Source organism: uncultured Prevotella sp. (assembly GCF_946407605.1).
Classification (GTDB): Bacteria; Bacteroidota; Bacteroidia; order Bacteroidales; family Bacteroidaceae; genus Prevotella.
In genome coordinates this window covers 100083-118221 of the sequence record NZ_CAMJOS010000003.1, presented here as the reverse complement: position 1 = coordinate 118221, position 18139 = coordinate 100083, and the positions used below count along the sequence as shown (strand labels likewise).

Below are 18139 nucleotides of genomic sequence, written 5' to 3'. Positions count from 1 at the left end.
ACTACGAATAATATGGAAAATAATCAAACAAAAAAAACGCAATTGTTTAAGTCCAAAGCTTATACATTTTTTATTGTGCCGTTCTTCTATGATGGAATATGGGATGAAATACATGAAAAAATTTCCCGTTGGCAACCCATACAAGAAGATTTGTACAGTGAGGACATTCTGTATCCGTACATTATAGAACTCTTCAAAAAAGAAGAGGGGGCGAATAAGAATGCTGAAAAACCTTTAACAAACAGACTAAAGATTTATCAGCTGAATACAAAAGATGAAGGCAGTAAAAGTGAATTCTTCTTCGACAGGATACTTGGAAAGCGACAAGTTGCTATCATTGAACAGGAGAATCCTGGTATGAATTCTCATAAAGCCATACCTTTTAGATTTCTCAATGATAAGAATTATGCTCCCCACCTATTTATCTCGCCATCAGCAAAGATTGGCATGATGACTCTGTGTGTCGAGTTAGGAGATGGTTGCAGCGTTCAGGACTTGCAGCAATTTAATTATTGTCTGCATAAGAGAAATGAGATTGCAAATGTTGTCATTAAGAGAGAAAAATTGCCAAATGGAAAGGAAAAGACAACGAAAGACAAGCGAACCATGAATTACAGAATTGTCTGTCCTTCTCCTGAAACTCAAAAGTCGTTGTCAGATGGGGAGATTATGAATACCGTCACTCAATATCTGTCAATAGATGGCTATAAGCAACTTATCGATGAAAAACAGAACATCAACGACGCCAGCATTAACTGGGATCTGAATTTCTTCACAAATTTTCTACTTAATACTTTCAGGCCGGATTCTCCTGTAAAATACTTTAACAAGGAAAGAATGCACGTTTACACGTTCTGCTCTCTTGACGATACGATATCTCCAGACAGGGAGTTAACCACTGAAGATATTATACCGATTGCACTTCGTTTATCGAGAGTCGTTAACAGCAAGTATTTATTAAACTTCGACGATATGGTGCGAAGCGGCTCGTTGTTGCAGACATATCAGAACATTTATTTTTCATCAGCTATAGAAGGGACTGCTATGGTTTGCATAGCAAAAGACATCAACAAGGAGTTTGTCGGCGGCCTGCAGAATATGTTCAATCGCCAATATTTGCTAATCTATTTATTAGTACTTATTCAGCGATATACCCTCTTGAGCATCGACCGAAAACTAACGGAATACGATGCAATCAATGATAATACGGACAAAGGACTTTGGGACTTGATTAATCTTATCCGTAAGATTAAAGTTAACTGCTATTATACCGATGTTTCTGTCTATACCCATCACAGCCAGTTCTACCAGCATTGCTGCAGGAACCTACACATTCCTGAGACTTTCAATGAAATTGATGAGAAGGTGGAATTGCTAAAGCTTACGACAGACAGACGGATGCAGCAACTTATGGAAAAGCAACGTAAACTTCAAGAAGAGGAAGCAAAAAGACATCAAGACGAAATTGAACGAATAAAAGCTAAAGAAGCTGAGGATGCCAAACATCTCAAAGAAGAACAAGATGAAGCAGAGCGGAGACAACATATACTAAACTGGATTGTCGCGATTCTTACCATTGCGCAAGTAATGCAGGCTGCTTATGAATTATTAAAACAAGAAGAAGACAAAGATATGTTATCCATTTGGATTTCTCTTGGAATAGGTTTATTTGTCACAATCCTGCTTATCACGCTCATGCGGAAAGACTTTTTATTATGGTTCCAAAAAGAGAAGAACTAACTATATAACTATTATTCGACTATGGCAAACAAACAAAACCGTACAAATGTACATTTCCATTTGGTGGATGTTGATTACAACATTCCTTATGACCAACAACCTGAGTGCAAACGTCACGTCATTGGTGCTTACGCCAATCTGGCTCGTCACAACATGACAGTTACTATTAATGTCATTATGCAGGCTATAGGTATGCAACTATTCAATGAGAATGACATTGACGATGCTTTTAATAAGAATCATCGTAAAGCAATTGCCCAGCTTGACAATATCCAAAAGGTTAACTTGCAGAAAAGGCTTTATCGTCATTTCCCATTCTTTAAAAGGATGAAGTTGGAAGATGAAACAAAGAAGAGCGTACAGCTTAATAAGCTTCTCGAAGTGATGGCCGATTTCACTGGTTGTATGGCAATGCTTCGTAATTACTATACACATTACCATCCTTATAACACTCCTGAAGAGGAAAAGAGGCAATTTGAGTTAAGAACGGCTATAGGAAAGAAATTGCAATATCTCTATGAGAATACCTGCCAGTTGTTTAAGTCAAACGAAGCACTCGACCATGAAAGCAATGAGGTGTTATCAGCTATGCGCATACCAGAAGATTATACTCAAGTAATAAAGCCAGGTGATAATGAATACAAGAAGACTTCTGACTTTTATTTCAATCCTAAAATTAGCGAAAAAAAGAAAAGAGGTATAAAATACAATCCAAGCACCAAGGTTTTTGAAAAAAAAGCTGTAAGATTTGTTCGTAACCCTGAATATCAGGCATACATGATGGATGATGAAAAGGGGATGTCAGATACTGCTATCATCTACTTCCTCTGCCTATTTCTTGAGAAAAAGGTTTCCTTTGACTTGATGGAGGAAGTTGGATTTACTAAAAAGATTAAGTTCGAGGGCGAACATGCAGACCAGCAACTTCTTTATCTGAAAGAAATCATGTGCATGAATCGCATCCGTATGACAAAGACAAAATTGGATAGCGAAATGACGGACACAGCACTTGCACTTGACATGATTAACGAATTGCGCAAATGTCCCAAGCCTCTATATGAGGTATTCTGTAAAGAGGCCAGAGATGAATTCAAAGATGACTCCACTGTACAATGGGAAAAAGAACACAGGAAGGAAGCTATAGACACAGAAGAAAATACCGATAACGAGGAGGAAATGGCTACAGAAAAGGACACACCTCGCAGCACTTTTGTTCGCTGGGAGGATCGTTTCCCACAAATGGCTTTAAGATACATTGATTATCAAGGTCTCTTTAATGACATTCGCTTTCAACTGAATCTGGGTAAATACCGATTTGCTTTCTATCAACACGACAAAACTTACAGTGTTGATAACGAAGAACGTCTTCGTATTCTTCAGAAAGAATTGCATGGATTTGGACGCATTCAGGAAGTCCAGGCCAAGAAGAATGAGAAATGGGCAGATCTCTATGACAAGAAATATGTAGAGGAAGGACTCACCAAGAAGAAACCTGATGAAGCCGGACAAGCGCCTTATGTCACCGAACAGTATGCTCAGTATGCCATTGACGAAAAGAGTCATTCCATCGGACTGCGATGGGAAGGATGGAAGGCTACAGGAGATTCCAAGAAACATTATGGCGATTTGGACAACAAGAAAATGTTTATTCCTTATTTGCCAACAAAGAAGCCTTTACAGGAGGGGAAACAAACGAATCAAAGCGAGCCTTTGTTGCCTCCACAAGCATTATTGAGCCTGTACGAACTTCCTGGTTTGCTATTTTATCAGTATTTGTTGGCAAAACAAGGTAAGGACATTATTGAGGCTGAGAATATTATAAAGAAGTATTATCACAGTCTGTGTAGGTTCTTCCAAGACGTTAGTTCGGGAACCTTGAAACCCGTAGCTGGCAAAGACGAAAAAGACAATTGGGAAAAACTTGCAAAAATGTTAAGTGCTGAGCCCTATTGTCTACGACTCACTGACATCCCAGACAAGCTCAAGAAATATCTTTTAGGAATCTCTGTTGACAACTGCCACCGCATGGAACAGTCTGCTCTTTGTCGTCTTGAGGAACGAAAAGAAAGAAAACAAAAGGCGCTCAACAACTTCATCGACAAGAAAAAGAAGATTGGCAGCAAGGAGAACAAATTTGATAAGATGAGGGCTACCATTCAGACTGGTTCTTTAGGTCAGTTATTGGCCCGCGACATTATGGAATGGCTGACAGACGAGACTAAGACAAGAATGAAACTTACCGGTCAGAACTTTGTTGCTATGCAGACCGCCCTTACTTTGCTTGGTCAAAGTTTTGGAGGGAGCAGAGATTCTGAAGTTAATTGTACAAAGTTAAGGGAGATCTTTTTGAAAGCGAATATTCTTCCCGAAAACGATGACGACTACGATGCCGACCTGCATCATCCCTTCTTGCTTAATGTCCTTGACGAAGAACCTTCCTCTGTTGAGGAGTTCTATGAGATATATTTGGAGGAGGAACTTAATCATATCGATTATATGATATCATTCCTCAAAAAGCATAAAGCAAAAGGCACTGCTTTATACATCCCATTTTTGCATGCCAATAGATCGAGATGGAAGAATGCAGATGAGGATGCCATGAAGAAGTTGGCCACCCGCTATTTGGAACAACCACTTCAATTACCAAATGGAATCTTCACGGAATCCATCTTCAATCTCTTAATGGAGATAGACAATCCTAACTTGCGCAAAGAAATGGAAATGGCTCAAAGCCCTGTTGCAGATAAGAATCTGGCGAATAACGTATCATTTCTTATGAAAATTTACTTCCAAAATGTTGAGCGTGACCATTCTCAGTCTTTCTATAATACCACAGCTATTGACGGAGAGCCGAGTCCATATCGCCATGTCTATCGCATCTTCAAGAAACTTTATGGTCAACAAATTCCGCATACGAACCAGACAACGACTCCCGCCTTCACTATTGAAGAAATTAGGGGCTTACGCAAGCAGGCTTTGATAGACATTGCAAAATATGTAGAAAAAGACATCAGCAATTGGAGAGAGAGGCAACAATTCAAATTTGAACTGAAGCTGAAAAAGAAGCTGAAGAAGGAAAACGACAGACGTTATAAGAACCATGAACGACAGCTGAATGTTTTTGAGGAAGTAAACAAGGCTGTTCAACAGGAAATCAATACGATGAGGACAACCACTACAGCCAAGTTGCTGCGTCAGCTGAAGAAAGTCTACGACAATGAGCGTACCATTCGACGCTTCAAGACACAAGATATGCTGATGCTCATCATGGCGCGTGAAATACTCAAAGCTAAAAGTCAGAACGAAGACTTCACCAAAGACTTCTGTCTTAAATATGTCATGACTGATTCTCTGCTTGACAAACCCATTGACTTTGATTGGAATGTCATTATTGAGAAAAAGAAGAAAAATGAGGAAGGAGAAATAGAAAAAGAAATCATCAGGAAAACCATTAGACAAGAGGGTATGAAGATGAAGAACTATGGACAATTCTATAAGTTCGCTAGTGATCATCAGCGACTGGAGTCCCTTTTGTCTCGCCTGCCTGATGAACTTTTCCTTAGGGCAGAAATAGAAAACGAGTTGTCTTACTACGACACCAATCGTAGCGAGGTGTTCCGTCAGGTATATATCATCGAGAGCGAGGCATACAAACTCAAGCCCGAACTTGAAGATGATGCCAATGCCAACGAAGAATGGTTCTGTTATGTAGACAAAAAAGGGAAGAAACATCCAAAGCGCAATAATTTCCTAAGCCTCTTAGAGATACTTGCAGCAGGCAAAGACGGCATTCTTGACGAAGATGAGAAGAGAAATCTTCAGAGTACTCGCAATGCTTTTGGACACAACACATACGATGTTGACCTACCAACTGTCTTTGAAGGTAAAGAAGAGAAGATGAAGATTCCTGAAGTAGCTAATGGTATTAAGGATAAAATTGAAAAACAAACAGAAGAATTGAAAAAGAAGATAAAGTAATCCCTATACCCGCCCAACTCAATAACCTGTGTCTGATTCCCCGCCTTTACCTTGCTTGGAACACGGTAAAGGCGAAGGGATCTGGTGGGGACGTGTATTGATGGCATATAAATAATAATGTACGCGCGATCATTGACTTATTGTTACACTTTCAAGTATAATCATTTGCGAACCTTTTATCAGCATATAACCCGCTAAAAAATAGCAAGTTAAGTATTTAATAAAGACATAAAACCCAGCATTTGACGATGAAAAAGCATGGTATTTGCGAAAATCAACTCCGTGAGACAGTTAAGTCTTGAGAAATCAATGCATTAGGGTTTAAAGAAACATCATCCTATCGTCAAATGACTTCTTCAAAGTCCTATAAACAGGACTGTTGTAGAAGCTTATCGTTTGGATAGGTATGACAACATCTTGTTTTTTATATGGCGTCATAGACTCTCACGTTGTAGAAGCTTATCGTTTGGATAGGTATGACAACTAACTGCAATCACATCGCATACCCACCAAATCGTTGTAGAAGCTTATCGTTTGGATAGGTATGACAACCCAGTGATAATCCCTAGCTTTTGCCTCTGCAGCAGTTGTAGAAGCTTATCGTTTGGATAGGTATGACAACTTAGTTAGTCCTTTAACTCTCTACAAATCTTTTCGTTGTAGAAGCTTATCGTTTGGATAGGTATGACAACATGAAAGAATTAAAAAGACCACTTGGCACCAATGTGTTGTAGAAGCTTATCGTTTGGATAGGTATGACAACTTTGTTTTGAATTGTTTATAACACGCCTATCTCAAGTTGTAGAAGCTTATCGTTTGGATAGGTATGACAACTTTCACAAACTGCACCTTATTGAACCAGTTGAGGAGTTGTAGAAGCTTATCGTTTGGATAGGTATGACAACACAGAACCATCCCACTTTAGAGCAGCAACATTTGGTTGTAGAAGCTTATCGTTTGGATAGGTATGACAACTCCATACTGCTCTCCCTTTTTGATGATTTCAATTGTTGTAGAAGCTTATCGTTTGGATAGGTATGACAACTTTATGTAAACCCTGCACCATGTTTTGGTGCTTTGTTGTAGAAGCTTATCGTTTGGATAGGTATGACAACATCCCCTTACCACCCACACAGAGTACTTTCGGAGTTGTAGAAGCCTATCGTTTGGATAGGTATGACAACCCCTCTACCTCTTCGTCGTCGTTGCCAAAATCCGTTGTAGAAGCCTATCGTTTGGATAGGTATGACAACTCAGTTCTTCCTTCAATCTCTCTTCGATCTGGTTGTTGTAGAAGCTTATCGTTTGGATAGGTATGACAACACACAAGACAATGCCCCTTGGGCTTAAGCCGCTTCCCCGATTGGCGGGGAGGCTCAAATGTAGAAGCTTATCGTTTGGATAGGTATGACAACACACAAGACAATGCCCCTTGGGCTTAAGCCACTTCCCCGATTGACGGGGAGGCTCAAATGTAGAAGCTTATCGTTTGGGTAAGTATGACAACTAACAATCAATGCCTTTGGGGGTAAACCGCTTTACTTGATTGGTGGAGAGACTCGTATGTAGAAAGTCCACATATGGACAGGCATAACAAAAAATCCCCGTATACCCTTCATCGTTGAGTATACAGGGAATTGATGACTGAAAGATTCAAACAGAAATTATTCTGTAAAAAGTTTGACTATTTCGGGTTTTTAGTTACCTTTGCAGAAAGAATCAGCAAAACAAAACCTTTATCTGAGGCTCTGTTCATAATATAATAAGGTATAGGTGGTCTTTGACATATTGGCACAAATCATTTGCGAAAAAACAATTTTGATATAAGATGCTCATTCTGAGCAATTTGATTAATTTGTTCCATTTCGTGGATTCCTGTGTTTCTTCGTAAAAGGTTATTATTTGGTGAAATCCTTGGAATTCTTGCGAGAAATGACTATCTTTGCATACGGAGACATGCTGGTTTTAGGAGAGCATAATTCGCAAGAGTCCGAAACTATGAATTCTACAGAATCATTTGCGAACCTTTTATCAGCATATAACCCGCTAAAAAATAGCAAGTTAAGTATTTAATAAAGACATAAAACCCAGCATTTGACGATGAAAAAGCATGGCATTTGCGATAATCAAGTCCGTGAGATTGTTAAGTCTCGCGAAATCAATGCGTTAGGGTTTAAAGAAAAGTCATCCTATGACCAAACGACTTCTTCAATTTCCTATATACAGGACTGTTGTAGAAGCCTATCGTTTGGATAGGTATGACAACGCAGAGTACCTTTTTATTAATGTGACTTCTTAGAGTTGTAGAAGCCTATCGTTTGGATAGGTATGACAACTTGACGGCGGTATCCAGCTTTTTCCGCTGTTTTGTTGTAGAAGCCTATCGTTTGGATAGGTATGACAACTTGACGGCGGTATCCAGCTTTTTCCGCTGTTTTGTTGTAGAAGCCTATCGTTTGGATAGGTATGACAACCTGTCGGTTGTCATGGCGGAGAACAACAGGCCAAGTTGTAGAAGCCTATCGTTTGGATAGGTATGACAACTTCCGTAAGCGGCAGGATTGTATCCCATGCGCTCAGTTGTAGAAGCCTATCGTTTGTATAGGTATGACAACACAACTGAATAGCGTTGAAACGATAGTTGTTACGTTGTAGAAGCCTATCGTTTGGATAGGTATGACAACTTTAGAACCGTTTTCAAACGTCATCGTGCAACCGAGTTGTAGAAGCCTATCGTTTGGATAGGTATGACAACTCATCATGATTTACGAACTGTGCACTTGCGTTCAGTTGTAGAAGCCTATCGTTTGGATAGGTATGACAACATCCAAGAGTTCTCGGTGTCCCAACCTTCGGTAAGTTGTAGAAGCCTATCGTTTGGATAGGTATGACAACTTTTTCCTGTGCCATAGTTGTAAAATTTAATGGCGTTGTAGAAGCCTATCGTTTGGATAGGTATGACAACTCATTCTCCGTTACCTTGACAGTTACAGTCGTGTTGTAGAAGCCTATCGTTTGGATAGGTATGACAACTTTGTGTATTGCCATAAAGGCTATACGTTCCCTCTGGTTGTAGAAGCCTATCGTTTGGATAGGTATGACAACATGCTGTGAGTGGTGATCCAGTCCATCCACGATGGTTGTAGAAGCCTATCGTTTGGATAGGTATGACAACGATGTCATTTCGAGTCTTCCATAAGACTCTCTCAGTTGTAGAAGCCTATCGTTTGGATAGGTATGACAACACACAAGACAATGCCCCTTGGGCTTAAGTAGCTTCCCCGATTGGCGGGGAGGCTCAAATGTAGAAGCTTATCGTTTGGATAGGTATGACAACATGAAGTATTCCTGCGACATTTACCTTTACACCCCCGACAATAAAACAATAATCAGTACAACAGAACCAGGCCAACAATCACAAGCTTTTGACAAGACACACAAGGACAAAGAAGAATTGGAACACACACAAAAATGAACAAAAAGCAGACTGTTTCAAAAAAATGTATTATATTTGCAGCAGAATATATATGAAACCAAAAAGAATCATACTCATCAGGCACGGAGAGTCACAGGCTAACGTGGACAGGTATCTGTTTGGAAGGGTACCTGACTATACCATAGAACTGACGGAGAAGGGGCACCTGCAGGCGAAGGAGGCTGGCAAACGGCTGAAGGAGCTTGTGGGGGATGAGTCCGTGTATTTCTACGTCTCACCCTTTTGGCGGGCACGTTCTACATTCGAAGGACTGGCTTATGCCTTTCCCAGGAAACAGTTCGAATATAGTGAGGAGCCAAGGTTGAGGGAACAAGAATGGGGATATTTGCGTAGTAACAAAGAGTTTGACGAGATATGCCGTGAGAGACGGGACTATGGAACCTTCTATTATCGCATACCTGGAGGTGAGGCTGGTTCTGATGTGTATGACCGTATCAACGACCTATTAGGAAGTCTATATCGAGATTTTGAAAAAACTGACTTCCCAGAGAACTGCGTCCTCGTGACACATGGATTGACCATCCGCCTGTTCATCATGCGTTTCTTCCACCTGACAGTCGAAGAGTTTGAGCGTATGCTGGCTCCAAAGAACTGCGACCTAGTAATTCTGGAAAAACAAGAGGATGGTCACTACCATTTAGTCACAGATATGGCATACTCAATGGAACCACCAAGGTACTCCCGACCAATAAAATTGTAAGATAAAAGTAAGTTTTTTGATTTTTTCTTTTTGATTTCACTTTTTTTTCTTAATTTTACACCCGATTGTCAAGACCAATAAGAAAAAGACCTATAAATAAGTATTTCAAAAAGGAATATGAAAAAGATTTTACTACTAATAACGGCGTTGTTTGCCTTGACACTTTATGCCCAGCAGCCTAAACAAGTTTACATCACTTTAGATGTATCAGGCAGCATGGGAGGCAACAAATATGTTTTAGCGAACTATACCACACAGATGATTGTGGCACTATGTGATGCTGACGACGATGTACACATGATAGTATATGGAACAGAGAAGATACTATCCAATGAGAAAGACCCTATGGCTCCCATTCAGTGTCCTATGCAGAGCCTGTCTTTCGGACCACGCAGTTCCAGTATATCACAATTTGATGATATCATCGGATTCAATAAGGTTTACAAGCCATCTAAAAGCAAGGAGAACTGGCTATTTATTATTGGTGATGGTTACTGGGGAACATACGGTTCTGAATATGCTTCTGACTTAAAAACATTTCAAGATATTGTAAAGGGCGGAAGTCTCAATATTTGTTACCTGCAGACCTGTGAGCAACTTAGTGAGCACTCCGATTTTACTGATTTTGTTGAAAAATTAGGTGTAGTTGATATTGCCAAATCAAGTTTAGACACGAAGACCATTCAAGATGGTTGTAGTCATTTTGCCAATAAGATTCTTGGATTCAGCAAGACGCCATTAGTCATCAAGAAGAATGGGGCACAGTCTATCAAGGTAACTTCCGAGCTACCCATCAAAGAATTCCTTTTGGTATATCAGGATGAGGTAAAACCCAACAATTTGCCAAACATTGTAGATGCAGAGTTCAGTGCTACAAAACTCAACATTCAGCATAAAGGCACTCCAACTACACAACCCGTAAAGAGATGGATTAACGAAAAGGATTTGAGTGGAAATGTATGGCGATTGAAAGCCAATAAGACCATTCCCGCCAAGACAGAAATTGTCATCAATTTTGACAAGGATATCAATACAAAGAATATCAACATCTATCCTATAGTAGAGGATGTTTCTTTCGGTTCCTTTGGCTTGACACGTGTAGGTGGTGGATTGAAACAGATTGACAGCAAAACATACAGCATTTGTGAAGACGAGGAGACGGCGCTTGTACGCATTGTGCTCAACGAGAAAACAAAAGCAAACCTCCCAGAAGAACTGCTAAAGAAAACACAAGTTACCGTCAAGGCAAATAATAAGGATTATACCGCACAATATAAAGATGGTGTATTTGAGTGTACCATTGAGTTGAAAGACAATGAGACGCAATATTATGCAGAGTGTGACTGTCCTGGCTATTTCAGCCGCGTCACTCCTATCATGACGATTGTTAAGGAAAATTGTGAACCTCCAGTACCGCCAATAAAAGAACTACCTGGTGTTGACTTTGGCACTATGACATTCAAGCAGCTGGTCAATGAGCCCATTAGGGGTATCATACAAGACTCCGAGACACTGGAGCAACTGGATCCCAGCAAGTTCGACATAGACGTTGAGATAGAAGATGATTTTATGTACGAAGAGCCCAGTCTGCGTATTGAGGGAAATACATTGCTCATGGATATCAAGCCTAGAGGCGATTGGTGCGAGTGTCTGTTCCCCACTGATTTAAATCTAACAATTGTGTCAACACCAAAGGAGGGTGCTTTTGGCGATAAGAACTATGTCAAGACCATCACTCCTGTACATCTGACCATTGAAAAAGACCGCCCATGGCTGTCACGCTGCTTCTGGGTTATCGTTACGCTGGTGGCGCTGCTGCTGTTTATGATATACCTGAAGCTGCTGTTGAAGAAGAAACGTTTCAAGAAGTGTGCGATGGTAACCCCTAGATACTACGGCTATTATGGTGACCTTATTGACGACCAAGGTGGTCGCAAGCTCCGCAAGGAAGGCTTTGGTGCATGGTTCTCCCGCTGGTTCCTGCCTGGTGATGAACGTACAACTGTGTTTATCGATAGGCCAGACGTAGGCAGCATGACATTCATTGCTTCTGATTCGACAGAAGTGGTGAGGATACCTAAGTCGTGTTGCGACTTTGAAACGATGGATATCAGTGGCTATGACCCTGAAACAGACATGAGCAAATCAAAGACTGTCACTTTGGGCGATATGGGAAGCATAGAAGTGACACGTCCCAATGGCACGAAAGATGGTGATATTATATTCACCTCTGGTAGCGAAAATGATGGTGCTGGCTACAAAATATTCCTTGGCCTGCTCATGATCATGTCGATAATTTCGTCATTGGTGCTCATCTGGCTGATGATAAGATCATTATGAATATATTAACATTAAAACAATAAATAACTATGGCATTTTCAACCACATTGATTATTGGATTGGGCGGTGTAGGCTCAAACATCGTCGAGCAGATTTACAAAAAGTTTGACGCAAGTAATCCTACAGAGATTGACAGAAGAAACGTAGGTTTCCTATGCCTGGACACAGACGAAAGTGATATCAAGAAACGCTTAGCTGTGATGCCTGAAGGTTCGGTTGTTAAGACATCTTCAGACAGAAGTTGCAGCGTGGGTAGCTATATTGACCAAATAAAAGCCAAGACAACAGTGTTAGACTGGTTTGACACAAAGAGTCCCTATATGCTATCCATGTCTCTGGGCGATGGCGCCGGACAGGTGAGAATGGCCTCACGACTGGCCTCTATGGCCTGTATCAGCGAGGACAAGATGCAAGCCATCAATAATTGTATTCAAAACCTGCTGAGCACAGACCCAGGCCGTCACCAAGGTAGTAACATCAAGATACATATTGTTTGTAGCTTGGCAGGAGGTACTGGTGCCGGTTCTTTCCTTCAAACGGCCTATTATGTAAAAAACGCCATGAAAGAGAATAATGCCACAGCCCCCAAAATTTCGGGTTATTTTCTTCTAGCTGACGTTTTCTGCAATGATAGAATCATGGGCTTCTCTGAAGGCCAGAAGGAGAACGTACGTTCCAACACCTATGCCTGCGTAAAGGAACTAGCAGCTTTCTGCGAAAGTGATAAATCACGTCAGATTGAGGAACTGAAGTTCGAATATCGGTTAGGCCAGAAAGACAAAGGACTGCCTACCGATCCCCCATACGATTTCTGCTTCCTGACCGACTATTTTGGTGCAGATGGCGGCAACCTGATTAACGAGAAGAGATACGAGGAGCAGGCTATTGACTTCATCTACACCAACGCTTTTGACCCTATCGGCGATAACTACCGCCAGAAAGCTATCAATGATATCCGTCAGATGATTGAAAACGAAGGAAAAAGCCGTTTTGCATCCTTTGGCATATCAAGATTGGTATATCCCGTTGACGACAATATTAATTATTGTGCCCATCAGCGCGTTGTCGACAACTTGAGCGGAACATGGCTGCGCATTGACAAAGACTTTGAGGATCGCCTGGCTGAGTACAAGAAGAATATTGATGAGGGAATCCGTACTACAGAGCCCAACAGAGGCCAGCACTTCATGCAACAGGTTGAGGCACTTGCCAAGAACGGAGCCGGAAGGGAAGGAACAGAGTTCAGAAAGATTTTGGAAAGTACCAAAATACATTCAAAAGGCGTGGAAGACGGTATGTCGAAAGCCAGAGTATATCTATCATGCGTGGATAGCTTTGTCAAACAACTTGTTGAATCTAACAACAAGTTGAAGGATCTTCAGGGATTCTGCAACACCGCCAACCCCAATTTTACCAAGAATACTGGTTTCGACAATGACCTGTCATTCGTAGTAAGAAGAGAGCGTGAACTCGAAGATTATCGTAATGAAGTGATGAGCTTTATTGACAGCACCAAGTCGTTTGCTATCAAACAGTGTCTAACCATTGACCACGACTTCGAAAACTATGTATCAAAGAATCCACAGGCCGACGGCAACCATCTGAACACCTACATTTTGGAAAAAGATCATGAGATGCATCCGCTGGCTGTACGCTACCTGCTTTACGAGATCCAGGCATTACTGAAACAGGGATTAGAGAAGAAGAAGACAGAAAACAAAAAACTGGGCACCCAGATTAATGAGAAATATAAAGCTGCATTTGACAATCCCGAGACCAAGGACCGTGTAGAAGATGCTCGTCAAAATCTGAAAGAAGCCAACGACAAGAGTTCTGGCTTATTAGGCAAGACATTCTCCAAACTGTTTGGCACTGATGCCTATAAGGCAGCTAAGGAGAACTATGAGACTAAATCCAGAAAACAGGCCCAGGATATCACCAAGTACTCTACGGAGAAACTGTTGGAGGAGACTTATGCTGGTTTGCTGATGCAGATTAACCTACTTATCGAAGAAGAGGAGAGTTTCTTCATGAGTCTGCCCAATGCAATCTATGAAGCAAATAATACGATGCAATCGCTATTGAAGATGCACGATGCCAATAACGACCCATGTGTATCATACGTTCTTGCTTCAGAACGTGACAAGAAAGACCTCTACGATGAGATTAGCAGACGTGACACCTCTGCATTCTTCCCACCAGAATTGTCGGCATCACTTTATCGTAGCATCTTTGACAATATGATTACTGAACTGGATACTTCCGGCAGTGTGGCATCAAAACGAATGAATGCGAAAACCAAGAAGGCAGCTAGAGCAGCAGCAAACCAGAAAATCATAGATGACTGCATTTCTTTCCAAAAGAATCTTATCAAGGAGAAGAATCCTGAATATTCTGAAATGAATGTACTTGCGGCACTCAAGAAGGAAGCTGAATATAATTGCGAGGAAAAAGATCGACACGACTATATTATCAGGAAATTCAACATCTTCCGTAACAGGGCTGAGATATGGGGTCCAAACAATCTTGACAAAGACACACGCTTCATCAATGCTTGGGGATTGAATCCGGAATGTCTGGATTCAGCAACGATAACCAAGACCATGGCCGATGAGTTGTTTGGTGATATCCGTGTTGACACAAACCCAAAAGAAGCTGCTACCCGTATTTGCTCAGACCAATTCAGTCCTTTCGAGATTATTCGTGTCAATGCCGTGACACTACTTACGGTTGAAAAGTATTTCAAGAACTTCCTTTCCAAGGAGAAGACCGATTTGACCGACGAGTCGCAGGGAACCTATTATGTGGCATATAAAGATGTCATTGACAAAGTCAACCAGATGAATAGCAAGACCTATTCTCCACATTTGGACAAGCACTGGCACCTGCCTGCTTATATGCCCAACATTGGTTTTACACAGGCCGAAGAAATCAAGAAAGTCTTCAAGGCTCTGTGTTGGGGCTTGTTCTTAGGTAACTTCAAGTCAGAGTCAAGAGGTGGTGACAACTACTGGAAATATGTGGGCGATGTATCCTATTTCATCAAGGACATAGATGGTAGGATGGTTCTAACAGGTAATTCATTGAAATATGCCATAGACCGTCTCTTTAGCGTACTCACCACCAATCCAGAGATTGTTAATCAGATATTGAAGAGGGCCGACAGATTATGGGAAGAGGGCAAAGACCAATGGCTTCAGAAAGAGACCGATGACTCTTCGGAGTATGAAGAGATGAAGAAAGCTAAAATTGTTCGTTCCATCGTTGATTTCAAGTTCAATCTGTTCCCCAAAGAGAAACAAACCAGCAACTGGTTCTGTGTTCTTTCACCCAAGGAGAACACCCTGCTATATAAATTCCTGAATCAGGATGGCGCCCAATTGAAGAGTTACTTCTTTGACGATCTGTTAGAGCATCTTCTTGATGTGTTTGGTCCTTCTGGCAATACCCATAGGGTATGTGAATATACCTTCAAGCATGTGGACAGGAGTAATATTGACCTTGCCATGGCCCGGCTTAAGCAGTTCAAAGATCTCGGACGTTTTGACCCGAAAGAATAAAATATGAAAGACGTTTCTGTATTGCTGAATCTGACAGGGAAACTTGTCTTTGAAAAAACGAATCCGCTCATGGACTTGGTGAGCGGACATGGTCCATACCTGTATTATGACCGTCTCTCGTTGGAAAGATTTCCTTTAGACCAAGAAGAACAGGAGGGGCACGTACAGAAACTACTTATCAACCTTAGGAACCTCCTGGGAAGCCGACGTCTGTCGGCTGAAGATCAAGGAGGTGACATTCGTATCATTGTAACAATTGACCTGGTGGGCGGTTTTGCCCACCAGGCCGATCAGGACTTATGTTTCCCAGCCCAGAAAGCAAGTCAGTTCAAAGAAAAGGTGGATGAGTTTTTTAAAAACGAACCACAACTGCTTTCTCGTTTTCGCTATACCTTCATCTTCATGGAATGGGATAGTGATGAGCCACAAACAGCCCGTTTCTATCACTCGCTTGCCTATGACGGCTGTTTTGGGCAGTCCTCAACATGGATTACATCAGAAATGTTATCTGTCAACGTGGCAAGAGACCAGATGCTCACTAACTTGAAGTCGCCATCCATAGACATAAGTCTTGATGACAGCAGCATTCGATATCAATACTCTGTTTTTCAGCAAAAACTGAACATGCAGAAAGCAAGGATTTCTGAATTGTTGGCAAAGGCCAACACTGCCAAGCCGTTCAATGATAATGTCTCTGATGCATGTTCTAAAATAAAGACGATTGGCGATCTCAGCAAGTTCAACTATGACAGCATGCTCCGTTCTACTGTTGGCGAGCTCATAGGTATATGTTCTTCTAAGTTGAGTAATAGTCATTGCTTCATCTTCAAAATGAGGACTGGAACCCTCACTGAGAGGAAAAAAGACGAAATGGTTTTCAATTCCCTTCTTCAACTCTTGGGAACAATGGAAGGGAAATGGATATCCAAGCTTTCGATAGTTGACGGCAGTATGAACGAACATTCGTTGAATACTGATGCCATGACTCAGCTTAAGAGAGAGGTCACTTCCTATCTGACTAAGCTGAAGGAAGGTGGAGAATTAAGAATGACACCGGCAGACATCGTAAAATACAAAGTCTTTTCACAGCGCAACGCCAAGTCTACAGAAACGAATGTGCATCACGATCATAACGTAGAAGTCGATGAGCATCGAATCAGGCTATATGACGAGTTCCATGACCTGCGTCGTGTTCCGTTCTTCTTTGACGACTGGCATTGGTATACTAATGTATCTAACATATTAGATAGAATATATGCCTATGAAAATGAGCACGATCATCCACGCTATTCATCGCCTGGCCGTATCACGGAAAAAGAGATGAAATGCGATTATGATAATAAATCCTATGCAGACTTGGAAATCATCAAGAAAGAAATAGAATCAAGCCTAACAGGAAGAACCACCGCCCCAGAAGCAAACAAGTCAGGGAATCTTTTGACTGATTTGAAGATGTATCTGGAAAGACGGGAAAAGATTATGGCCAACTTTGCAGAATATAAAGAAGAACTAAAAAAGGAAATGGTCAAGCTGGGCTTTGCATCCATCACCTACCGGATATGCATTGTGGTCTGCCTCATTTTAACGCTTTGCTATGCCTTCCACTATTTCTTTACTGGCGATTCCTCAGGATCCATATGGATTGGTGTTTGTTTTGGCGCTGTTGCCCTTATCTGTGCCATAGCGGCCATCATCAGTCAGTATCGCATCAAGTATGCCATTAAAACCATATTTATCAAGATTATCAACTGCTTCGACCAGATGAATGAGCAGAAAAAATGGTATTTTGGCAATATCAACAAGCGCGTTAGCGAACAAAACGATGCCGATATAAAAAGGAAGAATCTTGAGGAGATTATAAGTAAACTGAATCTGTTTAAGTTCCACAATATGCAAGTTGAGTTGTGGGAGAAGCATTATTCCTCCCTGGAAGAGAAACTGTCAGATATGATAAACTACTCTGGTCTAAGCGCTAACGAACACCCGCGAAAGGATGACGTTTCTAGCATAAAGAGTTTACAAATCGAAGAAATGCCATGTCTGCCAGAAGATGTATGCAGAAAGTTCCAGACAATGACTGTTTCTTTATCTTCAGGACAGAAATACGAGAATATCACCTGTTTCTTGAATAGTCTGAATGTTACCAACATCAATAACGAATAACCATTGTATATGATACGTTCTACAATTGCCTTACTCATTCTGCTAATCTTTATTGCACCTTTGTTTGTTAACAGCAAGGATGCGAAAAAGAGAGCCTATCAATGGTGGCATGTCCCTTGTTTCGCTCTACTATATGTGGTGGCCATGTACATACTCTTTCAT

General features: G+C 41.1%; 6 protein-coding genes and 2 CRISPR repeat arrays. All 6 genes read left to right on the top strand.

The annotated features are described in order from the left end of the window. The first annotated feature begins 12 nt into the window (after positions 1 to 12). The 6 genes from Q0R57_RS02405 (at position 13) to Q0R57_RS02380 (ending at position 17977) form a co-directional block, all read left to right on the top strand. The gene (locus tag Q0R57_RS02405) at positions 13 to 1740 is read left to right on the top strand and encodes a hypothetical protein (protein ID WP_294743556.1); all 1728 of its coding nucleotides are present in this window, start codon (positions 13 to 15) and stop codon (positions 1738 to 1740) included. A 21-nt stretch (positions 1741 to 1761) separates the two neighbouring features. Beyond that, positions 1762 to 5718, top strand: a complete 3957-nt coding sequence (gene cas13b / locus Q0R57_RS02400) for a type VI-B CRISPR-associated RNA-guided ribonuclease Cas13b (protein ID WP_294743555.1) — start codon at positions 1762 to 1764, stop codon at positions 5716 to 5718. Between the two features lie 378 nt (positions 5719 to 6096). After that, positions 6097 to 7225: a CRISPR direct-repeat array (repeat unit 36 nt; unit sequence GTTGTAGAAGCTTATCGTTTGGATAGGTATGACAAC). Between the two features lie 723 nt (positions 7226 to 7948). Beyond that, positions 7949 to 9055: a CRISPR direct-repeat array (repeat unit 36 nt; unit sequence GTTGTAGAAGCCTATCGTTTGGATAGGTATGACAAC). A gap of 190 nt (positions 9056 to 9245) precedes the next feature. Next, complete coding sequence (locus Q0R57_RS02395; protein ID WP_294743553.1) at positions 9246 to 9914, top strand: histidine phosphatase family protein; 669 nt, start codon at positions 9246 to 9248, stop codon at positions 9912 to 9914. Between the two features lie 117 nt (positions 9915 to 10031). Next, complete coding sequence (locus Q0R57_RS02390; RefSeq protein WP_294743552.1) at positions 10032 to 12254, top strand: hypothetical protein; 2223 nt, start codon at positions 10032 to 10034, stop codon at positions 12252 to 12254. 29 nt (positions 12255 to 12283) lie between these two features. Further along, a complete protein-coding gene (locus tag Q0R57_RS02385; protein WP_294743550.1) occupies positions 12284 to 15814 on the top strand; it encodes a tubulin-like doman-containing protein in 3531 nt (1176 codons plus the stop codon). A gap of 3 nt (positions 15815 to 15817) precedes the next feature. Next, positions 15818 to 17977, top strand: coding sequence for a hypothetical protein (locus tag Q0R57_RS02380; RefSeq protein WP_294743548.1), 2160 nt, complete (start codon positions 15818 to 15820; stop codon positions 17975 to 17977). Positions 17978 to 18139: the final 162 nt, after the last annotated feature.